Source organism: Nitrosopumilus sp. b2 (assembly GCF_014078535.1).
GTDB lineage: Archaea > Thermoproteota > Nitrososphaeria > Nitrososphaerales > Nitrosopumilaceae > Nitrosopumilus > Nitrosopumilus piranensis.
In genome coordinates, this window is record NZ_MU078705.1 from 17,839 (window position 1) to 41,648 (window position 23,810).

General features: G+C 34.2%; 25 protein-coding genes. 15 read left to right on the forward strand and 10 right to left on the reverse strand.

All coding sequences use genetic code 11. The annotated features are described in order from the left end of the window. Positions 1–23: 23 nt before the first annotated feature. The 3 genes from uvrB to uvrC are packed head-to-tail and all read left to right on the forward strand — an operon-like array spanning position 24 to position 6,365. Positions 24–1,976 (forward strand): excinuclease ABC subunit UvrB, encoded by a 1,953-nt coding sequence (uvrB, locus tag C6989_RS07830; protein ID WP_148704133.1) that lies wholly within the window; start codon positions 24–26, stop codon positions 1,974–1,976. Next, entirely contained in the window at positions 1,963–4,782 is a 2,820-nt protein-coding gene (gene uvrA, locus C6989_RS07835) for an excinuclease ABC subunit UvrA (protein ID WP_182126850.1), read from the forward strand. Before uvrB ends, uvrA begins: the two co-directional genes overlap by 14 nt. Then, positions 4,779–6,365, forward strand: coding sequence for an excinuclease ABC subunit UvrC (gene uvrC, locus C6989_RS07840; protein WP_182126851.1), 1,587 nt, complete (start codon positions 4,779–4,781; stop codon positions 6,363–6,365). Before uvrA ends, uvrC begins: the two co-directional genes overlap by 4 nt. 21 nt (positions 6,366–6,386) lie before the next feature. On the opposite strand, the gene C6989_RS07845 is transcribed toward uvrC, so the two are convergent. Continuing rightward, positions 6,387–6,980 (reverse strand): cupredoxin domain-containing protein, encoded by a 594-nt coding sequence (locus tag C6989_RS07845; protein ID WP_148703103.1) that lies wholly within the window; start codon positions 6,978–6,980, stop codon positions 6,387–6,389. A 271-nt stretch (positions 6,981–7,251) separates the two neighbouring features. Beyond that, positions 7,252–7,632, reverse strand: a complete 381-nt coding sequence (locus tag C6989_RS07850; protein ID WP_148703104.1) for a hypothetical protein — start codon at positions 7,630–7,632, stop codon at positions 7,252–7,254. A 76-nt stretch (positions 7,633–7,708) separates the two neighbouring features. On the opposite strand from C6989_RS07850, the gene C6989_RS07855 reads away from it, so the two are divergent. Beyond that, positions 7,709–7,915: a hypothetical protein gene (locus C6989_RS07855; protein ID WP_012215483.1), complete on the forward strand. Its 207-nt coding sequence runs from the start codon at positions 7,709–7,711 to the stop codon at positions 7,913–7,915. A 4-nt stretch (positions 7,916–7,919) separates the two neighbouring features. Here the strand turns inward: C6989_RS07855 and C6989_RS07860 are convergent, their stop codons facing one another. Continuing rightward, positions 7,920–9,083: a citrate synthase gene (locus C6989_RS07860; protein WP_148703105.1), complete on the reverse strand. Its 1,164-nt coding sequence runs from the start codon at positions 9,081–9,083 to the stop codon at positions 7,920–7,922. 118 nt (positions 9,084–9,201) lie between these two features. Here C6989_RS07860 and C6989_RS07865 point away from each other — a divergent pair, with 118 nt between their 5' ends. Then, entirely contained in the window at positions 9,202–9,396 is a 195-nt protein-coding gene (locus C6989_RS07865; protein ID WP_148703106.1) for a hypothetical protein, read from the forward strand. A 38-nt stretch (positions 9,397–9,434) separates the two neighbouring features. Beyond that, positions 9,435–10,562, forward strand: a complete 1,128-nt coding sequence (locus C6989_RS07870; protein ID WP_182127038.1) for a DHHA1 domain-containing protein — start codon at positions 9,435–9,437, stop codon at positions 10,560–10,562. On the opposite strand, the gene C6989_RS07875 is transcribed toward C6989_RS07870, so the two are convergent. Continuing rightward, positions 10,563–10,985 (reverse strand): DoxX family protein, encoded by a 423-nt coding sequence (locus tag C6989_RS07875; protein ID WP_182126852.1) that lies wholly within the window; start codon positions 10,983–10,985, stop codon positions 10,563–10,565. It abuts the gene before it with no gap. A gap of 97 nt (positions 10,986–11,082) precedes the next feature. Here C6989_RS07875 and C6989_RS07880 point away from each other — a divergent pair, with 97 nt between their 5' ends. Continuing rightward, entirely contained in the window at positions 11,083–12,189 is a 1,107-nt protein-coding gene (locus C6989_RS07880; RefSeq protein ID WP_182126853.1) for a DUF3179 domain-containing protein, read from the forward strand. Continuing rightward, positions 12,189–12,677, forward strand: a complete 489-nt coding sequence (locus tag C6989_RS07885; RefSeq protein ID WP_148704134.1) for a hypothetical protein — start codon at positions 12,189–12,191, stop codon at positions 12,675–12,677. Before C6989_RS07880 ends, C6989_RS07885 begins: the two co-directional genes overlap by 1 nt. Here C6989_RS07885 and C6989_RS07890 read toward each other — a convergent pair. From C6989_RS07890 to C6989_RS07905, 4 genes are all read right to left on the reverse strand, one after another. Further along, the gene (locus C6989_RS07890; protein WP_148703110.1) at positions 12,660–13,028 is read right to left on the reverse strand and encodes a PPOX class F420-dependent oxidoreductase; all 369 of its coding nucleotides are present in this window, start codon (positions 13,026–13,028) and stop codon (positions 12,660–12,662) included. The genes C6989_RS07885 and C6989_RS07890 overlap by 18 nt on opposite strands. A 157-nt stretch (positions 13,029–13,185) precedes the next feature. Continuing rightward, entirely contained in the window at positions 13,186–13,383 is a 198-nt protein-coding gene (locus C6989_RS07895; protein ID WP_182126854.1) for a hypothetical protein, read from the reverse strand. A gap of 44 nt (positions 13,384–13,427) precedes the next feature. Next, positions 13,428–14,705, reverse strand: a complete 1,278-nt coding sequence (locus C6989_RS07900; RefSeq protein WP_182126855.1) for a dicarboxylate/amino acid:cation symporter — start codon at positions 14,703–14,705, stop codon at positions 13,428–13,430. A gap of 64 nt (positions 14,706–14,769) precedes the next feature. Next, on the reverse strand, positions 14,770–15,225 hold the full coding sequence (locus C6989_RS07905) for a RidA family protein (RefSeq protein ID WP_182126856.1): 456 nt from the start codon (positions 15,223–15,225) through the stop codon (positions 14,770–14,772). A 179-nt stretch (positions 15,226–15,404) separates the two neighbouring features. Between C6989_RS07905 and C6989_RS10260 the strand changes: the two genes are divergently transcribed. From C6989_RS10260 to C6989_RS07915, 3 genes are all read left to right on the forward strand, one after another. Beyond that, on the forward strand, positions 15,405–15,536 hold the full coding sequence (locus tag C6989_RS10260; RefSeq protein ID WP_255464671.1) for a hypothetical protein: 132 nt from the start codon (positions 15,405–15,407) through the stop codon (positions 15,534–15,536). A gap of 626 nt (positions 15,537–16,162) precedes the next feature. After that, positions 16,163–17,020, forward strand: coding sequence for an agmatinase (gene speB, locus C6989_RS07910; RefSeq protein WP_182126857.1), 858 nt, complete (start codon positions 16,163–16,165; stop codon positions 17,018–17,020). Next, the gene (locus tag C6989_RS07915; RefSeq protein WP_182126858.1) at positions 17,013–18,584 is read left to right on the forward strand and encodes an aldehyde dehydrogenase family protein; all 1,572 of its coding nucleotides are present in this window, start codon (positions 17,013–17,015) and stop codon (positions 18,582–18,584) included. The genes speB and C6989_RS07915 overlap by 8 nt, the downstream gene beginning before the upstream one ends. On the opposite strand, the gene C6989_RS07920 is transcribed toward C6989_RS07915, so the two are convergent. Beyond that, on the reverse strand, positions 18,572–19,417 hold the full coding sequence (locus C6989_RS07920; protein ID WP_182126859.1) for a proline dehydrogenase family protein: 846 nt from the start codon (positions 19,415–19,417) through the stop codon (positions 18,572–18,574). The two genes, C6989_RS07915 and C6989_RS07920, sit on opposite strands and share 13 nt — an antisense overlap. Before the next feature lie 103 nt (positions 19,418–19,520). Between C6989_RS07920 and C6989_RS07925 the strand changes: the two genes are divergently transcribed. Continuing rightward, positions 19,521–19,886 (forward strand): Lrp/AsnC ligand binding domain-containing protein, encoded by a 366-nt coding sequence (locus C6989_RS07925; protein WP_148703117.1) that lies wholly within the window; start codon positions 19,521–19,523, stop codon positions 19,884–19,886. 55 nt (positions 19,887–19,941) lie between these two features. Beyond that, positions 19,942–20,565 carry a hypothetical protein gene (locus C6989_RS07930; protein ID WP_237087750.1) on the forward strand — a complete coding sequence of 208 codons (624 nt, stop codon included), beginning with the start codon at positions 19,942–19,944 and terminating at the stop codon, positions 20,563–20,565. 84 nt (positions 20,566–20,649) lie between these two features. Here the strand turns inward: C6989_RS07930 and C6989_RS07935 are convergent, their stop codons facing one another. Continuing rightward, complete coding sequence (locus C6989_RS07935) at positions 20,650–21,168, reverse strand: MarR family winged helix-turn-helix transcriptional regulator (protein WP_148703119.1); 519 nt, start codon at positions 21,166–21,168, stop codon at positions 20,650–20,652. 116 nt (positions 21,169–21,284) lie between these two features. On the opposite strand from C6989_RS07935, the gene C6989_RS07940 reads away from it, so the two are divergent. Both C6989_RS07940 and C6989_RS07945 read left to right on the forward strand, forming a co-directional pair. Further along, a complete protein-coding gene (locus tag C6989_RS07940) occupies positions 21,285–23,294 on the forward strand; it encodes a hypothetical protein (RefSeq protein ID WP_182126860.1) in 2,010 nt (669 codons plus the stop codon). A 79-nt stretch (positions 23,295–23,373) separates the two neighbouring features. Then, positions 23,374–23,736 carry a hypothetical protein gene (locus C6989_RS07945; protein ID WP_182126861.1) on the forward strand — a complete coding sequence of 121 codons (363 nt, stop codon included), beginning with the start codon at positions 23,374–23,376 and terminating at the stop codon, positions 23,734–23,736. The last annotated feature ends 74 nt before the right edge of the window (positions 23,737–23,810 follow it).

Below are 23,810 nucleotides of genomic sequence, written 5' to 3' on the forward strand. Positions count from 1 at the left end.
TCAGTTTTTAGGGATTGTACATGTTGGAGCAAACAACACAATTTGAATTGGAATCTGAATATGGCCCTACAGGTGATCAGCCCCAAGCAATTGATCAGCTAGTCCAAGGTGTTAAAAACAAGACAGTTCAAACATTGCTAGGAGTTACTGGCAGTGGCAAGACTTTTTCTGTTGCAAATGTAATTGCAAGAACAGGAAAAAATACACTTGTAATTTCTCACAACAAAACCCTTGCAGCACAACTTTATTCAGAACTAAAACAATTCTTTCCAAAAAATAATGTTGGGTACTTTGTTTCATACTATGACTATTATCAGCCTGAAAGCTACCTGCCTCAAACTGATACCTATATTGAAAAAGATACTCAAATAAATGAAAAAATTGAAAAATTAAGACTTGAGGCTACTGCAATGCTGCTCTCAGGTGAGCCAACAATAATCGTGTCAACTGTCTCTTGCATCTACTCTCTGGGAAACCCTCAAGATTGGGAGGATTTGGCAATAACTGTAAACACTGGTGATGAAATCAAAAGAAATGAACTCATCAGGCAGTTAATAGACGCACGATATGAAAGAAATGATACTGAAGTCGCTCCTGGAAATTTTAGAGTAAAGGGGGACACCATTGACATTACCCCTGCATATTCTGAAGATTTGATAAGAATTTCGATGTTTGGTGATGAGGTTGAAAAAATATCTGTACTGGATCATGTTTCATTAAAAGAAAAAAAGAAAATTAATCAAATGAAAATTTTTCCTGCAAAGCACTATCTTATTGCCAAAGATGTTAGAAAAAAGGCAATACAATCAATTAAAGACGAACTCAAAAAACGTCTTCCTGAATTAAATGAATTAGAAAAACAGCGACTAGAGATGAGAACAAAATATGACCTGGAAATGATTGAAGAATTAGGGTATTGTTCTGGTATTGAAAATTACTCTAGACATTTTGATGGACGAGAACCTGGACAAAAAGCATTTTGTTTGATGGACTTTTTTGGAGATGACTATTTGCTAGTAATTGATGAATCCCATGTAACATTGCCTCAATTACATGGCATGTACAAAGGTGATCATTCGCGAAAAAAAGAATTGGTAACATATGGATTTAGACTGCCAAGCGCATATGATAATCGCCCATTAAAATTTGAAGAATTTGAAGAATATATTCAAAACACAATATTTGTTTCTGCTACTCCTGCTGAATATGAGAGAAAAATCTCAAATCAAATTGCTGAGCAAGTTGTCAGGCCTACTGGATTGTTGGATCCAAAAGTCGAGATTAGGCCTACAAAAAACCAAATGGATGACTTGATCCAAGAAATCAACAAAAAAGTGGCAAACTCTGAGCGTGTTCTAGTCACAACTTTGACTAAAAGAATGGCAGAAGACTTGGCTGAATATCTCTCAAAAAAACAAGTTCGAGTCCGCTACATGCACTCTGAAATTGAAGGGTTGCAAAGAACCGAACTAATCAGACAATTACGTCTTGGGGAATTTGATGTTCTAGTTGGAATCAACTTACTTAGAGAGGGATTAGATATTCCTGAAGTCTCACTGGTTGCAATTTTGGATGCTGACAAAGAAGGATTTCTTAGAAACTTTACTAGTTTAATTCAAACTTTTGGTCGAGCTGCAAGAAATGAAAATGGAAATGTTATCATGTATGCTGATAAAATTACACAATCAATGAAAAATGCAATGGATGAAACAAAACGTCGTAGGGAAAAGCAAATTCTATACAACAAAACTCACAACATTACTCCAAAGACAATTATCAAATCTGTTCCAGAACAAGTAACAACTCTAGATGATTCAAAACTAAAATCCACTCATGACATTGCAACTGATATTATTGATTTGGAGGCTCAAATGAAAAAATATTCTGAAGATTTAGATTTTGAACGTGCAATTGAGTGCAGAGATAGAATAAAAAGACTAGAAAAGGAGATTCAAATAAAAAATGACCGAAAATAAATTAAAGATTCGTGGTGCACGTCATCACAATCTCAAAAACATCGACATTGACATTCCAAAAAATAAACTAGTTGTAATTAGTGGGCTGTCTGGTTCTGGAAAATCTACTTTGGCTTTTGATACAATTTATGCTGAAGGACAAAGACGATATGTTGAATCACTTTCTGCATATGCACGTCAATTCCTAGAGATGATGGATAAGCCTGATGTTGATTCTATTGAGGGCCTATCTCCTGCAATTTCTATCCAACAAAAAACTACCAGTAAAAATCCTCGCTCTACAGTTGGAACTACTACTGAAATCTATGATTACATGAGATTGCTTTACGCTCGAATTGGCATTCCTTATTGTACAAATTGTGGACGAAAAATTTCAACACAATCAATTGAAACCATATGTGATTCTGTCCTAAGAGAATTTTCTGGCAAAAAGATTCTCATCTTATCTCCCATTATTCAAAGGAAAAAAGGAACATATGAAAAATTATTTGAACAAATCAAGAAAGATGGATACTCTCGAATACGCCTAAATGGAGATATTTTGAGCCTAGATGAGGAGGTTCCTCCACTTGATAGGCAAAAATGGCACAATATTGAGATTGTAGTCGATAGAATAACAACTGAAAAATCTGAACGCTCAAGACTGTTTGAGGCAATTCAAACTGCACTCAAAGCATCAAAAGGAGATGTAATGATTGCATCTGAAAAAACTGAAAAAATCTTCTCTCAAAATAATGCTTGCCCTTATTGTGGATTGACTGTGGGTGAATTGGAACCAAGGAATTTTTCATTCAACTCTCCGTTTGGTTTGTGTAAGGAATGTAATGGTCTTGGAGTAAAAATGGAATTTGATCCTGATCTAGTTATTCCAGATAAAACAAAATCTATTTTGGATGGTGCAATTGTTCCATGGAGTGGAAGATTTTCATCATTTCGAAGGCAAGCACTACGAGCAGTTGGAAAAAAGTTTGGATTTGACTTGATGACTCCTATTAACAAAATAAAATCAAAACATCTTCAAATTATTTTGTATGGAACCGACGATCTAATTGACTTTAACTACCGTTCAAAATCTGGTGATTCTTCATGGCAATACACCAATGCATTTGAAGGTGTATTATCTAATCTGCAACGAGTTTTTATTGAAACTGATTCTGAATCAAAACGTGAATGGCTAAAACAATTCATGCGAGATACTCCATGTAATGCCTGCAATGGAAAGAAACTCAAACCTGAATCACTTGCAGTAAAAATCAATGACAAGGGAATTATGGATGTTTGTGATTTATCAATTGATCATTGTTATGATTTTTTCTCTACACTAAAACTAACTGAAAATGAACAATACATTGCAAGAGATGTCTTAAAAGAAATCAAAGAACGTCTTGAATTTTTAATGAATGTTGGCTTGAACTATCTTACACTAAACAGACTAAGTTCTACATTGTCTGGCGGTGAATCTCAAAGAATTCGACTTGCTACTCAAATTGGCTCTAACCTGACTGGTGTTTTGTATGTACTTGACGAACCTACAATTGGCCTCCACCAACGAGATAATGGACGACTCATTAAAACGCTAAATAAGCTACGAAATCTAGGAAATACTGTCATTGTAGTAGAACATGACGAAGAAGTCATACGAAATTCAGATTGGATGGTAGATTTAGGTCCTGGCGCTGGAGTAAATGGCGGAAATGTGGTTTTTGAAGGAACTGTCAATCAAATTCTAAACGGCCACAAATCTGTAACTGGAGATTATCTTAAAGACAGTTCATTAATTACATTACAAGACAAAATTAGAAATAATTCTGGAACACTTGTAGTACAAAAGGCATCTGAAAATAATCTTAAAGACATCGATGTTGAAATTCCTTTAGGACTCTTTGTTTCTATTACTGGTGTTTCAGGTTCTGGAAAATCCACATTAATTAATGATATCTTACTTAAGGCATTAGAGAATCATTTTTACAAATCAAATGTAAAACCTGGAAGTCATAAGAATATTGTTGGCTTGGAAAATATTGATAAGGTTATTGCAATAGACCAATCCCCTATTGGCAGGACACCTCGTTCAAATCCTGCAACATACATTGGAGCATTTACTCCTATTCGAGAGTTGTATGCAAATACTGAACTCTCAAAAGAACGTGGCTATGCTCCAGGGCAATTCTCTTTTAATGTTGCAGATGGACGATGTTTTGCGTGTGATGGCGATGGAGTAAAACAAATTGAAATGCAATTTCTATCTGATGTTTATGTAAAATGTGATGAATGCAAAGGCAAACGTTACAATTCTGAAACGTTATCTGTTCTTTACAAGGGAAAAAATATCTCAGATGTTTTGGATATGACTGTCTATGAGGCTCTCAATTTCTTTGAGAACATCCCTGCAATAAAACGAAAATTGCAAACAATCTATGATGTTGGATTGGGATATATCAAACTTGGACAATCATCTACTACTTTGTCTGGTGGTGAGGCCCAAAGAGTCAAACTGGCCTCTGAATTATCAAAACGTGGTACTGGAAAGACCTTATACATCCTCGATGAGCCTACAACAGGACTTCATTTTGCAGATGTTCAAAAACTTCTTGATGTACTTAATCGATTGGTAAACCTAGGAAATACAGTTGTAGTTATTGAACACAATATGGATATTATCAAAAACTCTGATTGGATAATTGATTTGGGGCCTGAAGGCGGTGATGAGGGAGGCAGAGTTGTTGCAATTGGCACTCCAAAAGAGATTGCAAAAGCGCCTGGAAGTTATACTGGAAAATATCTTAAAAAACTGCTAAAAAAATGACTTTTAACATCTTACAAATTATCATTCCTACTGATCCTGGTATCTATTTGATGAAAGACTCTGATGGAAAAATAATTTACATTGGAAAAGCAAAAAACCTCAAAAAACGTGTAAAGTCATATTTTCTAAAAAACCAAAACTACAAAACACAAAAACTAGTGCAAAACATTTCTGATATTGAATTTGTTCTAACTGACAATGAAAGTGAAGCTTTTCTTTTAGAATCAAACATGATCAAAAAATATCGACCACGATTCAATATTGAATTAAAAGATCAACAGCGATATACCTACCTTAGAATATCTGATGAAAAATATCCAAGATTACTAGTTGCAAGGAGAACCAGAGATGGAAAATTTCTTGGCAAAGGAAAAACTTTTGGTCCCTTTACCCAAGGTAGTTCAAAATTACTTACTATTGGTGCATTACGTAAAGCATTTCAAATTAGAATCTGCAAAACATTGCCAAAAAAAGTGTGTCTTGAATATCATTTGGGAAATTGTGAAGGCCCCTGTGAATTCAAAGATGCTCAAGATAGATACCCAAAACATGTTGCTGCATTAGAAGAAGTACTTAAAGGAAAAAACCAAACAAAAATTTTTACAAAAAAATTAGAAGAGGAGATGCATCAGGCAGCTGATTTACAGCAATTTGAGCGTGCAAAAGACATTCGTGATACTTTGATTAGACTTGGAAGCCTGCAAACAAAACAAAAAATGGAATACGTAAAAAACTCTGATGAAGAATATTTTGGTATAGGGATTCAGGATCAATCTGCAACTGTAATGAATTTTAGAATGATTAATGGAGTGATTCGAGACAGTGACAAATTCTTTTTTGATTTGGTAGGTGATAACTCCTTTTCAAATTTTCTTTTTCAATATTACTCCACACACAAAATTCCAAAATACATTATTGTAAATGAACTTCCTGAAAACCATGATCTCTTAGAATCCCTATTTTCAGAGCAGGCAGGTTTTAGTGTAAAAATATCTGTTCCTACTAAAGGCAAGAAAAAAGACATTGTTAATTTAATTTTAAAAAATATTGATCTGATTCATACAAAAGGAGGTGAGCCTGGATTGATAGAACTACAGGAAATTCTTCATCTTCCTCAAACCCCTAATGTCATTGAATGTTTTGACATCTCAAATCATGGTGAAGATTTTGCAGTAGGTTCCATGGCACAATTTGTAAATGGAAAGCCAAACAAATCAGGATATCGTAAATTCAAAATTAAAACAGTTTCTGGTAGAGATGATTTTGCAATGATTGGTGAAATTATTAAAAGAAGATACTATAGATTACTAGAAGAAAATTCTGAATTACCTGATTTGATAGTAATTGATGGTGGAAAAGGACAACTGAGTGCTGCTACAAAGTCTTTGCAATCACTTGGATTAAAACTTCCGTGTATTTCATTGGCAAAAGAAAATGAAGAAGTATATGTTCCAAAAAATAAAAAACCTATCATAATTCCAAAGAACAAACCTTCTTTGAAAATTTTACAATATGCTAGAGATGAAACTCATAGATTTGGTGTTACATACAATAGAATCATTCGTAAAAATCAGATAAAATAAGAAAAAAGAAAAAAATTTTGGTTAGTTCACTGTTACACTACCGACCATCCAAGGATGTACCATACAGAAGTAATCATAGCTTCCTGCATCATTGAATGTGAATGAGTAAGATGCTCCACCCATTACTAAACTACTGTCAAAGACACCAGATGGTCCATCTGCTGGACTGCCACCAGTAACTGTGTGTGCTGCTGTGTCTACGTTAACCCATTCTACTGTGTCTCCTGCAAATATTATGATATCTGCTGGTAAGTAACATGCGTTAGTTTCCTCACATCCTGGAACTGAAGTACCTGCTGGCATTTCAACTGTATATGTTTCAGGTCCTGGTGCGTGTTTTTCTGTTTCTTCTTTGATAGTTTCACCTATTTCTTCAACAACTTCTTCAACTTCCTTCATTACTTCTTTAGGATTTTCCTTTACCTTATCTGCAATATCTGCAAATGGGTCTGTCTGAGCTTTTGGCTCTTCTGGAATTACCGCCATTGGTTTGGATGTTGTTGGTGTAGCTACATAACCTTGGTTTTGAGCTGCATCGCCATACATCGCAAATGCAACTCCGATAGCTACAATTGCGATTGAAAATCCAATTGCAGCTTTGTCTATACCTGCCATAATTAATCTCAGACCATCTAGGTGCTAAATAAATCTAATCTGTATTTTCTCTATGTTTTTCATTATTTTTTTCTGATAAATTATGATCTTTCAAATTTTGTAAATTTTTTTCATATTTTCTAAAAATTTATTGAAAATTCCACATGATCGCTTTAATCTAACATTAATTGTTGTCAATGAATTTGAACAATTCTTTCTTTTATGATTCTACTTTGTACTAACATTATACAAAGCAATTGAGCTGTCACCATGTAACTGCCCGTTTTTGGTCTTAAGCTCTTTTGCCTTTGATATTTTTTTGTGATTCAATAACCTCAAATTCCATTTTTAATTTTCTTTGTGTGATTAGTTGCTTTATGAATTGCATTCTTTTTTTGATAAATTCATCATTAATCTCTTGATTTAATTTAAAATGATCAAACATAATCTTTTCATTACATTTTACTTTGATGTGATCCATATCCTTTATGATGAACACACCAATTGCCCAAAAGAGACCGACATGAAATGCAATGTATTTTGATTGCAAATCCGTCACTTTATTTTTGTACATTTGAACATGTTCTCTTTCTTGCTTCGCGGTGGAATCACCAGTTTCAATAATCCATGAGATTTTTTCATCATTCCCATCAAAGTAGAAAACATGTTCCAATTGTCATCCAAAAAGTGGTTTTTTGTCAATATATTTTGAATCCTTCACTTATGATCAAAGATTGAAAGGTGTAGATATGCTTGAATCTCACGCCTTCTTTTCAAAAATGGTTGATGAACTCGTGGAATTCTCTGAATATGATCCTGAATTAGCTGATGGAATAAAGTGGCTTGATGAGCAGGCACAGAAAAAAGGTATCACATTTTATGATATGGTTTTTGAAGTGTTATACAAGCATGATGTAAATTCTAAAGCTAAAGATTGGCTTAGCACAAGAAATTAAAAAATTATTTTCTCAAGTCTAGTGTTTTGTATTCACACCCTTCAGGACCGCAATACTTTCCAACATAGGTTGCTTTTGGTCTGTATAAAGCTGGTTTTGGTGCAGCTTCTGCAAACTTTTCTTCTATGATATGTGCTGCCCATCCAACAACTCTTGATATTGCAAATATTGGAGTGTTCAAATCTACTGGAATTTTTAGCATATAGTAAATTGATGCACTATACAAATCGACATTTGGATAGATGTCTTTTCCTTTTTGTGACTTCATTTCAGAAATAGTTGCAGTCTCAATTTTTTCTGTCATATCAAACCATGGCTCTTTTGTTTTTTCTGCAAGTTTTCTTGATAATTCTTTTAGTACTTGTGCTCTAGGATCATAAGTTCTGTAAACTGCGTGACCCATTCCCATTATTCTTTCACCGGCACTCATTTTCTCTTTAATCCATGGTTCAACTTTTTCAATTTCTTGAATTTCTAATAACATCTTCATGACTTCAGTGTTGGCTCCTCCGTGTAACTCTCCACTTAATGCTCCAATTGCAGCACTAACTGCTGAATACATGTGAGCTCTAGTTGACGCAACTTGTCTGGCTGTAAATGTTGATGCGTTGAATGTGTGGTCTGCATGTAAAATTAAACATACATCAAAAACCTTCTCTACTTCTGGGTCTGGTTTTTCTCCTGACATCATGTATAGAAAATTTGCTGCATGACTTAGAGATGCATCTGGATCCACTATTGGTAATCCATTTCGAATTCTCTGCCAACTTGCAATTATAGTAGGTGTTTTAGCAATTAGGTTGATTGCTCTATCATAACTTGCTTCTTTGTTTGAGAATTCCTCATCATAATATCCTGCAAGTGCCGCAACAAATGCTTGAAGCATATCCATAGGATCTGCATCTTTTCTCCAATTTCCCATGTTTTTTTGCATCTGTTTTGGAATGTATCTTGCCTCAACTAATTTTGAATTAAATTCATCAAGTTGTGCCTTTGTTGGTAGATTATCATAAAGCAGCAAGTATGCTGTCTCCTCAAATGTTGAATTTTTAGTAAGATCTAAAATATCAAATCCTCTATAGATTAGCTTGCCTTTCTCACCATCAATGTTTGAAATTCTTGTATCTGCAACCTCAATTCCTCGTAAGCCAATATTTTTTGTCTCCATACTGAGCCTAGCAAAATTCTTCTATTATATTTTCGCTAAAATTATGTCTATGAAATTTAGTAATTAGTCTAATATGCCAACTTTTGGTCCTAAATGAGAATTTTTAATCAAAAATTAAATGACTCCAGTAGAACGCAAAAAATTACAGAAACTTGATGATTTAATCCTTAATGCATCTTCTGAAGAATTAAAAAAAATTCAAGAAATTGATCACCAAAACCAGATGGAGGGACTGTCTCTTTATGATGTATATCTTGATTCAAGCTCTTTGATAAATCAAAGCGTCAAAAAACCATCTAGAAAATTAAAGTAACCATTCTTCATTTAAATGAGGGGTTGTAGTTTTTCTTGATATTGGCTGCATCAAAGATAAAGAAACCTGTCGCAAAAAAATCAACAACTAAAAAGGCTACAAAAAAAAGTTTAACAAAAAAGACTGCAACTAAAAAAACTGTTAAAAAAACACCAAAAAAAGCAGCTAGCAAAAAAATTACAAAATCAAAGCGCACCAAAGTAATTTGTATTTCTCATAAAGAAGATGCTGATGGCATTAGCTCTGCAGCATTAATTCGACAAGCATTTGGCGGAGATGCTGTATTAGTTGATTATCCTGGTCAGATGGAGGCATTACAACAAGTAATTAAAGATGAAAAATTAAAATCATTATACATCTGTGATTTGGGTCTAAGTAAAAAAACTCAAGATGAGTTTATTGATATTATGAAAACTTTGAGAAAAAATAAAGTTTCAATTACATACATTGATCACCATGACATTGATCCTAATGTTGTAAAGTCCTTGCAAAAACTCAAAGTCAAAGTAATTCATGACATAAACGAATGTACCACTGTTCAAGTTTACAATGCTTTCAAATCAAAACTAAATGAGCATGCCACCTTTGTTGCAACATGTGCTGCTATTACTGATTATATGGAAGACCGCCCATTAGGTTCTAAATTACTTCAAATGTATGATAGACAATTTGCACTCATTAGTGCTACTGTTTTAACATACAATATTGTTGGACACCAAAAGGAACCTGATTATCTGTTGTATTTGGTTGAAGAGCTAGCCGAATCTAAATTCCCTCATGACATTCCAAACACCTTTGAATTTGCACAAATTCAAGTTGAAAAATTATCACAAATGATTGCCAAAGTCAAGGCAGGCATGAAAACAATGAAGAATCTTGGATACATGGAGATTACCGATGCAGGTGCTAGTGGTGCTGTCAACTTTGTGATGGGATTATCTGGAAAAGATGTTGGTGTTGCATACAAAGAAAGAGTAGACCATGGAATCTATGCTGTATCTGTTAGAGGCTCTAAAAACTGCAAAGTGCATTTGGGAAAAATCGTCAATATTCTGGCAACTGATCTTGGTGGCTCTGGCGGTGGCCATGACAGAGCATGTGGTGCAGTAATCCCAAAACCAAAAATAAAAAAATTCATTACAGAATTAAATAAAAAAATAAAATAATCACTGTAAGAATCTAGGTATTCTTTTTGCAACATGGGCAATTGAAATTCTACCTGGACCTGCTGCAATAATTGCCAGCACTGCTGCAAGCATCACCAAATCCCATTCCCATCCTCCTTGGGATACAAAGAATCCGCTTTCCCATCTAATGTGAAATATTGCTCCAAGCAAAATTATTGCAAACACTGCACCAGTAATCCTGGTTAGAACTCCTGCAATCAACAAGATTCCTCCAATGAATTCAGCTAATGCAATTGGTAATTGCATTTCTGGAGGCATCCCAATACTTGATAACCATTCTTGCCAACTAGGATCAAACTTCTTTATACTGTGTACAAGAAATATGGCTCCTATCGAAGCACTGATTCCCCAATGGGTGATGTCATGCAAGATGTTTCCTTTGAGAACTGCTTCTGTTTTCATGCGTACACGACCTTGAATTTTATTAAAAGGATTTTTCCAAATTAAACCCCAAGTTGGAACAATTGTTTAATATTTTGTAAACTCAATTTATTGCAAATTGAACTTCAAAGTAGTACTTCTTGTCATAGCAGTTGCTATTGCAGTTGGTGTATTGGTAATTTCTTTTGATGACAACTCTGTTAAAGTTACTCCTAGTACTACAAATTCTGAGATTCAAGGCACTGAATTAACAGTAATGGAAACTGATGGGGTAAAGCATCTGATTCCACTTGAAAAAATTAAAGGTGGAGGACCTCCTAAAGATGGAATTCCATCAATTGACAATCCTGTGTTTGCAACAGTTTCTGATTCTCAATTCATGTCTGATTCTGATACTGTAATTGGTCTGGAAATTAATGGTGAGGCAAAAGCCTATCCAATATTCATTTTAGTATGGCATGAAATTGTAAATGACAGAGTTGACAGCACTCCAGTGGCTGTGACCTATTGCCCCTTATGTTATACAAATCAAGTTTTTAAGAGAATTATTGATGGACAAGAAGTAGAGTTTGGCACATCAGGAAAACTCTACAACAGTAATTTGTTGATGTATGATAGACTAACTGAATCTTATTGGAGTCAGGCACTTGGAAAAGCTGTAAAAGGTGAACTTACTGGATATCAACTTGACTTGGTTCCATTTGATGTGATTACTTGGGGTGATTGGAAGAAACTTCATCCTGACACACTAGTGTTAACTACTGATACTGGATATATCAGATCATATGCAACTGATCCATATGGAAATTATTACACAGAACCTCGAATAATGTTTCCAGTAGAAAACAACGATGATAGAATGTATCCTAAGGAAATTATCATCGGATTTAATCAAGATGGTATTTACAAAGCTTACAAACAAAGTGACATTGAATCCAAAACAATAATCAATGACTCTATTGGTGATGTTCCTTTAGTTTTGATGTCTTTGTATTCTGAAAATTCTCGTGCATTTGAGAGAACTATCAATGGTCAAGTTTTAGAATTTGAATATTCTAATGGAAAAATAATTGACATTCAAACAAACTCTGAATGGAATTATGATGGTTTTGCAATATCTGGCCAATATGAAGGAAAACAACTTCAAAGGATGCCAATTGAGCCTGGATTTTGGTTTGAATGGGTTGCATTTCATCCTCAAACTCTAGTTTATGGTGATGTATGATGAGACCTATTCAAAAAGCAATTCTTGTGGGGATATTGACAATAGTTGTTTATCTTTCAGTAGTTGTAGCTACAACTCCTGCATTAGAACCTCTTGCAGCAATTAGTGCAGCATTTCAGCTAAACTCTATTGTCATATTTGGCATGGGTATTGGAATTGGGCTTCAAATATTTTTGTCTGAAAAAAGCAAACTTCTTGGATGCAAATTAAGTGTTAAGAGAAAAGCATTTGGTGGAAATTCTGGAAGTACGGCTGCCACGTCATTTTTTTCATTTTTCTCTCTTGTCCCACTTGGTTGCTGTGGTTGGTGGCTCTATGCATTATCTTTACTTCCAAGTGTAGTTGGAACTGGAGTTTCTGCTATTCTAATAGAGCATAGTCAAGTCTTAGCATATTCTGGTCTGGCAATAATCTTTGGATTTGCAGGACTAACTGCATTAAAACTAAAAAAAGAGCAGAGATTACAAAATTCACTTAATCTTAATTGAGAATGCCAAAAGTTCTCCCTTACTTTTTGTCAAGAATCTTGCCATTTTGGAGAAAAATCCATATTTTTTGTCTCTTCTCTTTACAGCTTCTTTGATTTTCTCTTCATCTAAAATTTCAGCAATACCTGAAACCCATTTTCCTTTAATGTCTCCCTTTATTGTACACGTTGCAATTTTTACTTGATTATTATTTTTGAGACGCTTTACTTTTCCTGTTTGGTCCCGAGTCACAACAAAAATTTGATTGTCCTTTATTGTAAACCAGACAGGTGTTCTGACTGGTGTTCCATTTTTCCTATAGGTCTCAACTGAGATGTATTTTTCAGACTCTATCTCTTCTAAGTACTTCAACACTTAGCCTTGATTTATGAATCATTTAGGTTTATTCTTGAGTCTTCTGAGTATCTTTTTTACTTGTCTATATGCAAGGACTGGAGGGATACAATATGGGCATCCTATTTGAGCAATCGAACAACAGCAATAACACTGACACTCTCCTTTTTCGTTATTACATTCTTGGCAGGTCATATTTTTTACTTCTAGCTCTAGATCTTAATCTTGTTTTGCAACAAGGACATGTGTTTTCTTCTGTAAGAAAAAATATTGCACATAACGAACACCACTTTTGTCCTATTTTGTAACGAAGATTATTTGTAAATGATGTTGATTTCAATCGCTCACACACTCCTTTGCACACCTGAACCATGATTGCAATTATCCGAAAATCTATTTAAGAAAATTTCCAAATTCTCAACTTTTATCTCGCGTTATTTCATCAAACGCACAAGATGCAGTAAGATCTCCTGTAACATTTACCATGGTTCTAATCATGTCCAAAATTCTATCTACTGAAAGTAACAGCAAGATTCCAACTGGTGGAATGCCAACTGTAATTAGTATTGTTGATAAGACAATTACTCCTGCTCCTGGTACTGCAGGGGTTCCAATAGAAGCTAAAAGTGATGTTATGATAATCACTAGTATTGATATCATACTCAACTCTATTGCAAAAAGCTGTGCCAAAAAAAAGACTGCTATTACTTGATACAATGCAGTACCATCCATGTTTATGGTTGTTCCAAGTGGAATTACAAATTTTGAAACTCTGTTATCTATTTTTAGATCCTCTTCTGCAGTCTTTAGTGTAACTGGCATTGTAGCCATTGAACTGGCTGTTGAAAAGGCAAGAGTTTGTGGATTGCGGAATTTTGAGAATGTAGAAGATATTGGTCTTTTTGCTACAAACTTTAAGATAAACGCGTATACTAATAACATGATTCCAAGACCTAGGATTACTGTGGCCATGTATACTCCCAGCCCGACCATTGTCTCTATGCCTACAGTAGCTACCATTCCAATAATCAAACCAAAAACTGCAAACGGTACAATCTTCATGGAGATTAATAAAATGTGTAATGTGATTTTTTGAATTGATTCTAGTAAATCTAACAATGATTTAGTAGATTCCTTTGGAAGAACTGCCATTGATAGTCCTACAATAACTGCCATGACCAAGATGCTAAACATCTGTCCTTCAAGATATGAAGAAATTGGATTTCTTGGAATTATGTTGGATACTGCATTTGGAATATCTTCAAATGAAAAACCTTCTGTGACTTTAAGATCATCTTCTGAAATGTCATGAGCTTCTTGAAGTGAAGTAAGATCAAGCATGCTTCCTGGAGCAATAATGGATGCAAGAAGTACTGCTACAAGTATTGAAATTGTTGTAGTAATTACAAAGTATGTTCCAATACCTAACCCTAATGTTTTCATTTTTTCTTTTGCTCCTATATTGGTAATGGCAACTACAATTGATGCAAAAATTAATGGAACAATGATCATCAAAATTATACTCAAAAATATGTTGGCAGGAATTTTGAGATATGATGAAAGAGAACTTAAAGCATCATCATCTAATCCAATACCTACATCATCTCCTAAGACCAACCCTACTACTAATCCAAGCAGCAAAGAGATTACAACTTGAAGCCACAAGTTTTTCAAAATATAATTTTTTAATGTCATGGAATGCTCTTAGGGTTTCACCATTTTCATTTGATATAAGAACTACTAACAGAATCTGTGAATTCTAATCTGATAGTTCAACTATTGCGTCAATTTCAGTCATTGAATCAAGTGGTAAGCTAGTAACCCCTACTGCAATTCTTGAATGCTTTCCCTTTTCTCCAAAGACCTCAAACATCAAGTCTGATGCTGGGTTGATAACTTTTGGCTGCTGGGAAAATTCTGGAACTGAATTGACAAATCCTGACAGTCTTACAATTCTAGATACTTTATCCAAACTTCCTGCCTCTCTTTTGATTTGAGCTAGTATGTTTATTGCACAACTTTTAGCTGATTTTTGCGCAGTCTCCAAATTCTCATCTGAGACCTTTCCAGTGTATGCTACTTTGCCATTTTCTAATGGAATTTGCCCTGATATGAAAAGTAAATTTCCTGTTTTGACTGCTGGGATATAATTTCCTGCAGGTACTGGGGCTTGTGGTAACTCTATTCCTAGTTCTTTGAGTTTTTCTTCATACAAGACATTAGTTGCGTTTTTTTAGTCTGATTTTAATTTTTACTTACTGACTATCAGGGTATGTTTAGTTTTCATTTTAATAATATACACTGAGTAAAATCTAAAGAAATGAAATTGATTTGATTTGGAACGGAATCAACTACATTATTCCTTAATTATCTATTAATCATTATATGTGAATTATGAAAAAACAAACAAAGAAACCACAAATTAACAAAAACAATAAAACAAAACCTGAAAATCTTATGAAAAAGGAATATGTCGAGACTCTTGAAGAATTAAAAAAAGAAATCCAAAAGGATGTGAAAAAATAAATGACATACCATTGCAAATATTGTAAATTCACTTGGGATTCGTCTGAAGGAGATAGTCAAAAATTACTTTTACATGAAAAAACTCACAAAAAGTTAGAGATATACGTTGAGGACTAGTTGTCATACATAACATTAAATCAAGATGCCTGCAAACATTTTGCATCAATAAAAATCCCTGTAATTTCTTTATGACTGTTTCAGAGTCTTTGATGTCTATCTCTAAAACAAGCCCATTCCTTTATCCAAGTTTTTCAACATATTCGGGAGGAATCTCAATTTCAAAGTGATCATCCTGTTTGGTTAATCTGGTTGTTTTTAACAACGACATTTTTTGATTAGTGTTCTCTGCTATCTAAGAATGAGTTATTGAAAACTAAATATTTTTTTAAATTTTTTAAAATAATTTGTAAAATTTAAACATGTTTTAAGGTTTTTTCTAATCCTATTTTAGTGGTGAATGCATACTAGTACTAAGGAGCCAACACAATATCCGTTGTCATGTAAACTCCATCGTGTTACTGGTGCTTGTCTACCGCAGCATTACGTAAAGGATGATTAGTTGGCATCCTGATTTTGAGAAAAAATCTTGATAAAAACTACAAATTCTATGCATATGTATAGAGATTATGGAAAAAATTTGCTGGGCAAACACTGAGAACTTTGATGATGCTGGCTATGTAATTGTAGGGATTCCAGATGAATCCAAATCCCATTCATTAAGAACAGGCACCGAAGAAGCACCATCAAAAATACGGCAAATATCTAACTTACGAGACTCGTATGATCGAGATGGAACAATATCCTTGGGTCGTCCGTTTAGAGGAACTGAAAAAAAAGTATGTGATCTTGGAGATATTGAAAGAAACAAGATTAAAGACACTTTTGAAAAAATTTCCTCCTCATCAAAAATCCCGATTTCAATTGGAGGTGACCACTCCATCACTTTAGATATAATTACATCCTTGTCAAAAACTAATGAAAAAATATCGCTTGTGTATTTTGACGCACATCCTGATTTTGTTAGTTCTCATACAAACTATTATGGCTCTGTAATTACTGATGTACTGCCAAATATTGAAATTGCATCCAGCATTCAAATAGGAATTCGTACTCCTGAAGAAGAGGAATTGATGAATATTAAAAAAAATAATTTTAACGTAATTACACCTTTTGATATTAACATACAGGGATTAGAAAAAATAGCCAATTCAGTTATTGATAAATTGGGAAAAAATGTTTACGTCTCTTTTGACATGGATTGTGTTGATCCTTCTTTTGCACCTGGAGTTTCTGTTCCTGTACCTCTGGGTTTGAACAGCGTTGATTGTGTATATTTACTGCAAAGAATTGCAGAAAAAGGAATCATAGGAATGGACATTATGGAAGTTTGTCCAAAATACGATGTCAAAGACAGAACGTCTCACTTGGCTTCTAGAATCATTTCAGAAGTTCTTTTTTCATCAGGTGAAAACAACAATGATTGAATTTCAAAATGAATTCACTTGGGGAAAGGCAGTGTCTACAAGCTCTATCCAAGAATTTCATGAAAAATTTGAAAAATCTTTAGATGACGCAAAAAAAGAACTTGGAAAAAAATATCCAATTATTGTCAATGGTAAGGAAATATATTCTGATGAAAATTTTACTGTAAACTCTCCTGCCAACACTCAAATCAAAATCGCTGAGTTCCCAAAATCTTCCATCTCTGATACAAATAATGCAATATCAAGTGCAAAAAACGCATTTGAAGAGTGGAGTGGCATGCCGTTTCAAAAACGAATTAAATCATTTAGAGATTGTGCCGATTATTTTTCTTCAAAAAAATTCTTCTTGGCCTCGATTATGACCTTTGAGAACGGAAAGAATCGCATTGAGGCTATGGGTGATGTTGATGAAGCCATTGACTTTATGCGCTTTTACGCATATCAGATGGAAAAAAATGATGGTTTTTGCAAACAGACCTATCATCCAAGCCCTAATGAAAAAACTCAGGTAATTATGAAGCCTTATGGTGTGTGGGGAATTATTTCTCCATTTAACTTCCCTTCTGCAATAGCAATTGGTATGAGTACTGGTGCATTGATTACTGGAAATACTGTGGTCTTAAAACCCGCAAGTGATACTCCGTTGTCTTCTTTTTATTTTGCCAAATACCTATTTTCAAAAATTCCTGTTGGTGCAATTAATTTTGTTACTGGTTCTGGAAGTATAGTTGGAAAAACTTTGATTGAAAGCCAAAGTGTTGATGGTATCGCTTTTACTGGTTCAAGAGAAGTTGGGTTGAGAGGATTTCAGGAATTTACAAAGACTACAACAAAACCGTTCATCTCTGAAATGGGAGGAAAAAACCCTACTATTGTCACGAAAAATGCTGATTTAGAAAAGGCAGTTAATGGTGTTATGAATGCAGCATTTGGTTATGGCGGACAGAAATGCAGTGCATGTTCCAGAGTTTACGTTCAAAACGAGATTGCAGATAAATTCATTGAAAAGTTAGTTGAAAAAACAAAAGAGATCAAGATTGGCATGCCTTGGGAAAAAGATGTGTTTCTTGGCCCTATAATTAACTCAGATGCAAAATCAAAATTTGAAGATGCCTCTAAGATAGCTAAAACTGATGGACATATTCTAACTGGTGGTTCTTTAATCAAAACTGACTTGTTTGAAAATGGTTATTTTGTGCAGCCCACTATAGTTGAAAAATTGCCTGAGGGACACAAGCTGATGAAGGAAGAATTGTTTTTGCCATTTTTGTGTGTACAAAGATATGAGAATTTTGATGATGCGATAAAGCTTGCAAACAAGTCAGAGTACGGATTAACTGCAGGAATTTTTTCAGAAGATAAAAACCAACTAGAAGAATTTTTCTCAAAAATTCATTCAGGTGTTGTATATGCAAATCGTTCTGCCAGCGCAACTACGGCTGCCTTGGTATCTAGTCAGCCTTTTGTAGGCTGGAAGAACTCTGGAACCACTGGAAAAGGTGCAGGAGGAGAAAATTATCTACAGCAGTTCTTGAGAACTCAAACCCAAACTCACTGTGATTGAATTAAAGAACTTCCAAGCAGCAATATGTTTCTCTTTCTTTCTTTGATTCTTCTAATAGAATATGAAAACCAATTTGTTCCATATGGAATATAATCTGAAACAACAAATCCGTTTTTTACAAGATCCCCTTTGGTTTCTTCTCTTATACCTTTAAGAAACTCAAACTCAAACTTTCTTGGATATTTTTTTGATAATGACTTTGCTTTCTTTATGATTTTGTTGTCATGTGATGCAATTGCAAACTCGTTTCCTTTTTTGAATAAAATTGTCATCAGTCTTGTGTATCTTTTATCGACATCCTCTCTGGTCTTATATGATATCCTTGACTCTTCTCTGTATGCACCCTTTACAAGACGAATTTTTGCGCCAATCTCTATCAGATGATTTAGATCGTCTTCTGTTCTTTTAAGATTTGCTTGCAAAGCAATCCCCAATCTTTCATATTTTGAAAAAAACGAACTATACAACTCGATTGTCTCATCTGTATGCTCTGATGATTCCATATCCAACCAAATAAAGACATGAGCATCGCTTGTTTTTTGAATAATCTCTTCCAAGCTTTTGTAACATCGTTTCTGACTAATTGACAATCCTATCTGTGTGGGTTTTACGGAGATTGCTCCTCGAATATTCCATTTCTTAAATGAATTAGCAATTTTTTGATAGTCGTTAATTGAATCCTGAATTTGTTTTTTTGTGGTGTGGTATTCTCCTAGCTTGTTGATTATTGCATGTCTGCCCATGCCATACGCATCTTTGGCCGATGATAGTGCATCATCAATTGTATCTCCTGCAATCCATTTTTTTGCAATTTTAAACAAAAATTTTTCCATTAGATGTGTCCCTGAAACCACATCACATGTTTAATTTTGATAATTATATGATTTTAGTTCAAATTACCACAAGGAAGAAATTTGATGAAACCCATCTATAATCATGGATACTGCTTTTGTCTTGATTAATTGTGAGCCTGGAAAAGAACCATCAATTATACAAAAATTACATGAAATCAAGAACATTACTGACGTTCAAGGGACATATGGAATTTATGACATTGTTGCAAGAATAGACTCAGACGACAAATCACAACTTGAAAATATAATTTCTGACCAAATACGAAAACTTGACAATGTTAATTCGACTTTGACGCTCATTCCAACTGAACCTGCAGAAGGACTTGCAGATTTGATTCCAGACATCATTCCAGATGTCATTCCCGAACAGAAAAAACCCTTAGAAGAACAAGATTCAATCTCTGATGAAGAGGATGTTGATGAAGATTACGAAGATACTACAAACTAAATTAGTATAAGAATTAAAGATTGTATAGATGGTACAAATTCATTTTATTGAAGTGGTGAGTTTTTTGGATTTTGCACGATTTGTTTGTGCATTCAGAGAATATCCTTTGAGAGTGTATGCTCACAAACTTTACGGCAAGATGGTGTTGTCTTGTAGGTTAGTTTTATCAAATTCAATTCTTGCGTTTTACACTGATTATGAAAAAGGAAGATATGTTGAATATGATCCAAAGGGTGGTAAGGAAACAGCAAAAATTGTCAATTCTATACAATCAAATTCTAACTATGCACCAATTGTTCATTTGGATTCTTTACCATTTCCAATAAAGTCACACAAAAAAATTTCTGGCAAATTCAAAACCTCCAAAGTACTTGATTTGGGAAATCTTGCAAGACTCACATATGATCCTGAATGGCCTGATGACCCAAAGGTGACTCTGTTATGTTTCCCACGACGCAAAAAATGGATCATCGGATACATGTCTCTAATAGAATTAGATGAGGCTGTTTACTGCTTTTATTATGTGGAGTTAGACAAGGAACCTGATAAGCCGTTCATAAAATATTCGGGCCATAAAGGAGTTCCAGCACAATTCACAGATATTTTTCAGCACGGATATCCTTATCTTCCTGTTGTTAAATTGAAGAAAGGACATCCTATCTTTGGTTTAACGTCGTAGATTGAACCATTCTGATTAACCAATTTTTGCGTCTATTCTAGGGATAATTCTGATTTTAAAGTTCTTGAACATGTTTTTTGTAAATTATACTTTTACCAGAGTTTTTTGTGATTTGTTTTGAGGGTCTGTCCAAACATCCGGTTCAGTCTTTTCACCTTTTTTGATAATGAATGCATCTGCATTTGCGTTTATCTGCATCAATGTCTTTTTTGTAATCTCTAAATCTTTTTTAGATATCTTTTCTAGTCCAACATCTCTCATCTCAGATATGCAATCAATTATGGAATCTGTTGTTTTCTTGGCCTTGTCAGTTAGAAAAACTAAGTTATTTCTTCTGTCATTGGGGTCTGTTTTACGTACAATGTATCCCTCTTTTTCTAACTTGTCAATAATTGGAACCAATGTTGGTGCCTCGACAAACATCATATCTGCAAGCTGTTTTTGCGTAATTCCTTCTTTGATTGAAAGTCCTGTAATTGTCTTCCACTTTCCACCAGTCAGACCAAATCGTTCAGTCATTTCAATATCTGTTGCCCTCTCCCACGATTTTGCAGATCGTTTCATCATGAGCCCTATGCTGTCTGTTAGATCTAATGTTTTCATTCACCTTTGACCTTGCCTATTTGACTAATCAAAACTATATTAGTTAATATATTATTCATTATAATTCTAATGATTAGTACCCTAATCTTTATTATCTACAGTATGGCATGAGGTGTATGGGTCGTGTTTTGAAAAACAGGCACAAGATGCAACATGCAGCAAACACAAAATTTCTCATTTCAACAATATTTACAGTATCTGTCACACTTTTGTTTGCTGGAAACTATGCATATGCACAGATATCAAATATTGATGAGCAAAACACGTTATCAGAAAACCTACAAAATGATCCAGTCGCACAAGATCTTCTCAAAAAAATAGAGCAAACCAAAAAGATGATTGAGGAATTACAGCAAAAAGAATATGAACAAAATCAGGCACAAGAGCAATTAGAACAGATGCGCAACATGTCTCTTGAACGCCTTAGTCAAGATCTTCAAGAATGGGAAAGACTATGGGAAAAACACTCATCCAGAAATGCATTTGACAGTTTTGTGAACAAAAAACCTGACTATGTACAAGGAGTTTTTTGGGACCAGTTTGAGTTCAAAGAACAAAAAGTTACTGCAGGAAGAAATGCAATGAATCAAGTTCTAATGAACGGAGGAACTATGCAAGATGCTAAAAAGGCATATCATAGCATGGCGTCTACTCCAAGAATTGAACTAATAGAAATGAATGCACAATTTAATGTCAAACATAATCTTGCAGACTATAACGAACAACAGGTATTCAACTCTACAGGCCAAATTCACATGTCATCTGTAACCAAGTCAAAACTATCTGAATTTTATGGTGACTATAGATTACAACCAAATTATATTTTGGCAAATTCTGATGATTACGTATCTCCTAAAGTTGATTCACAAATCAATGCAGACACTTCTTGCGATGATGGTTTTGTATTAGTTTCTCGAATTGTATCTCATACATTCTCTTGTATTGATGAGTCTATTGCAAAAAAATGGGCTGAAAACAAAGTAAGTGGAATAATATTTCATGATGACAACATTTCAAGTAATGGTTATGCATCAAGTATAGAAACAAACCCCGAAACAAAATGTGATGTCGGGTATGCTGTAGTGTATGACCTTCTATCCTCAGAATATCGATGTGTTTTGGAGGCAGATTCCAAAGAAATGATGCAAAATGGTACTGCAGAAATACACACGATTGCAGAATATGCCGTAAATAAGGACAAGAAAAAAATCCTTGAGGATGAGATATATGCTATAAACCAAAAGATCTTGCAATTCAACGCTGAATATGACCTTGAAAAGAAGCAATTAGAGACAAAATACGATAACAAACTTGAAAATGAGCAGTTGCTGTCAAAACAAAAGATGCATGATCTCATCAATGATTATAGGAATGGTGAGGATATCTCCAAAAAGGATCTGACAAAAGCAATTTCAGAAATAAGAAACAATTTTGATATTGTTGAAAAGAAAATACTGGATGAAAAATTAAACGCATTGCATGCAATTGAATTGGAACTAAAAGAAGCTATATCAAAGGTAGTAAAGGGACATGAAAAGAATTCTGATCTTTATGTTGATTGGGATTATCTGGAATCTGAAACAGTGTCAGAAACAATTCCTGAGAATTCGCTTGCACCTGTTGTCAAAGTATCTTTCTTAGAACAAAATACCTCTGATGAAATACGTCTTGATGACATTGGAATCGTAAACTCTATTGGCCAAAAATTCGATGAAATCAAGATTGATCAAGTTCTGCAAGTCTCTGCAGACATTACAAATTACGATGACACCATGCAGGACTTTGTATATGTGGTTGAAATAAAAAATGCTTCAAACAATGTTGTTCAGCCTGCAAAATGGATGACTGGTTCATTAAATCCTGATCAGACTCTTAATGTTGGACTGTCGTGGATTCCAAATGAAACTGGCAATTTCAAGGCAATCATTTCTGTTGGTTCTAAGATTGATTCTGTTTTGCAAATAGCAGATATTGAGATTGGTGTGCCTTCACAAGACAATATTCATGATGGTGACTATTGCAAAACTGGATATGATTTGCTTTTCAAGTATGTTGATAATTCTCCAATATGTGTGTCGTCTGATACTGCGTTCAAACTGATAAACGTAGGATTAGCATTTGCATAAACAACATCTTTTACGAAAACAATTTATGATAGAAAATGAAAACTAAATACAAAATAATTATGGCATCTCGATTCCACTAGTGCTTTTTGGAATTTTTGTTCTTATAGCAATTAATGTAAGCAATATGCTTGAAGATTCTGAAAGATGGGTGATTGAACTAGAACCTGATCTTGATTTATCTGATACTTCACTGGAATCCCAAATAAAAAACGAAGATCTCAAAGAACTCTGCCTTTATAGAGTGCAAACTCTTGAAGATTATTTTGAATCATTGACCACTAATTTTGAGCGACAGTCTAAGACTGTAATTGATACCGAACATAGATTTGTTATCTATATCGACGAAAACTCTGGATATTCTGAGCAACAAATACAAGAAATTTTTACAGATATTGCTGAAATCCAGGAAGATTGGATTCTTTATGACTGGTTATTGCGTTGAAATTCCGCCTTTCTGCGTCAATTTTTAACCCCAAAACGGTATCTTCATTTCTTCCTATGCATAAAATAATGAGG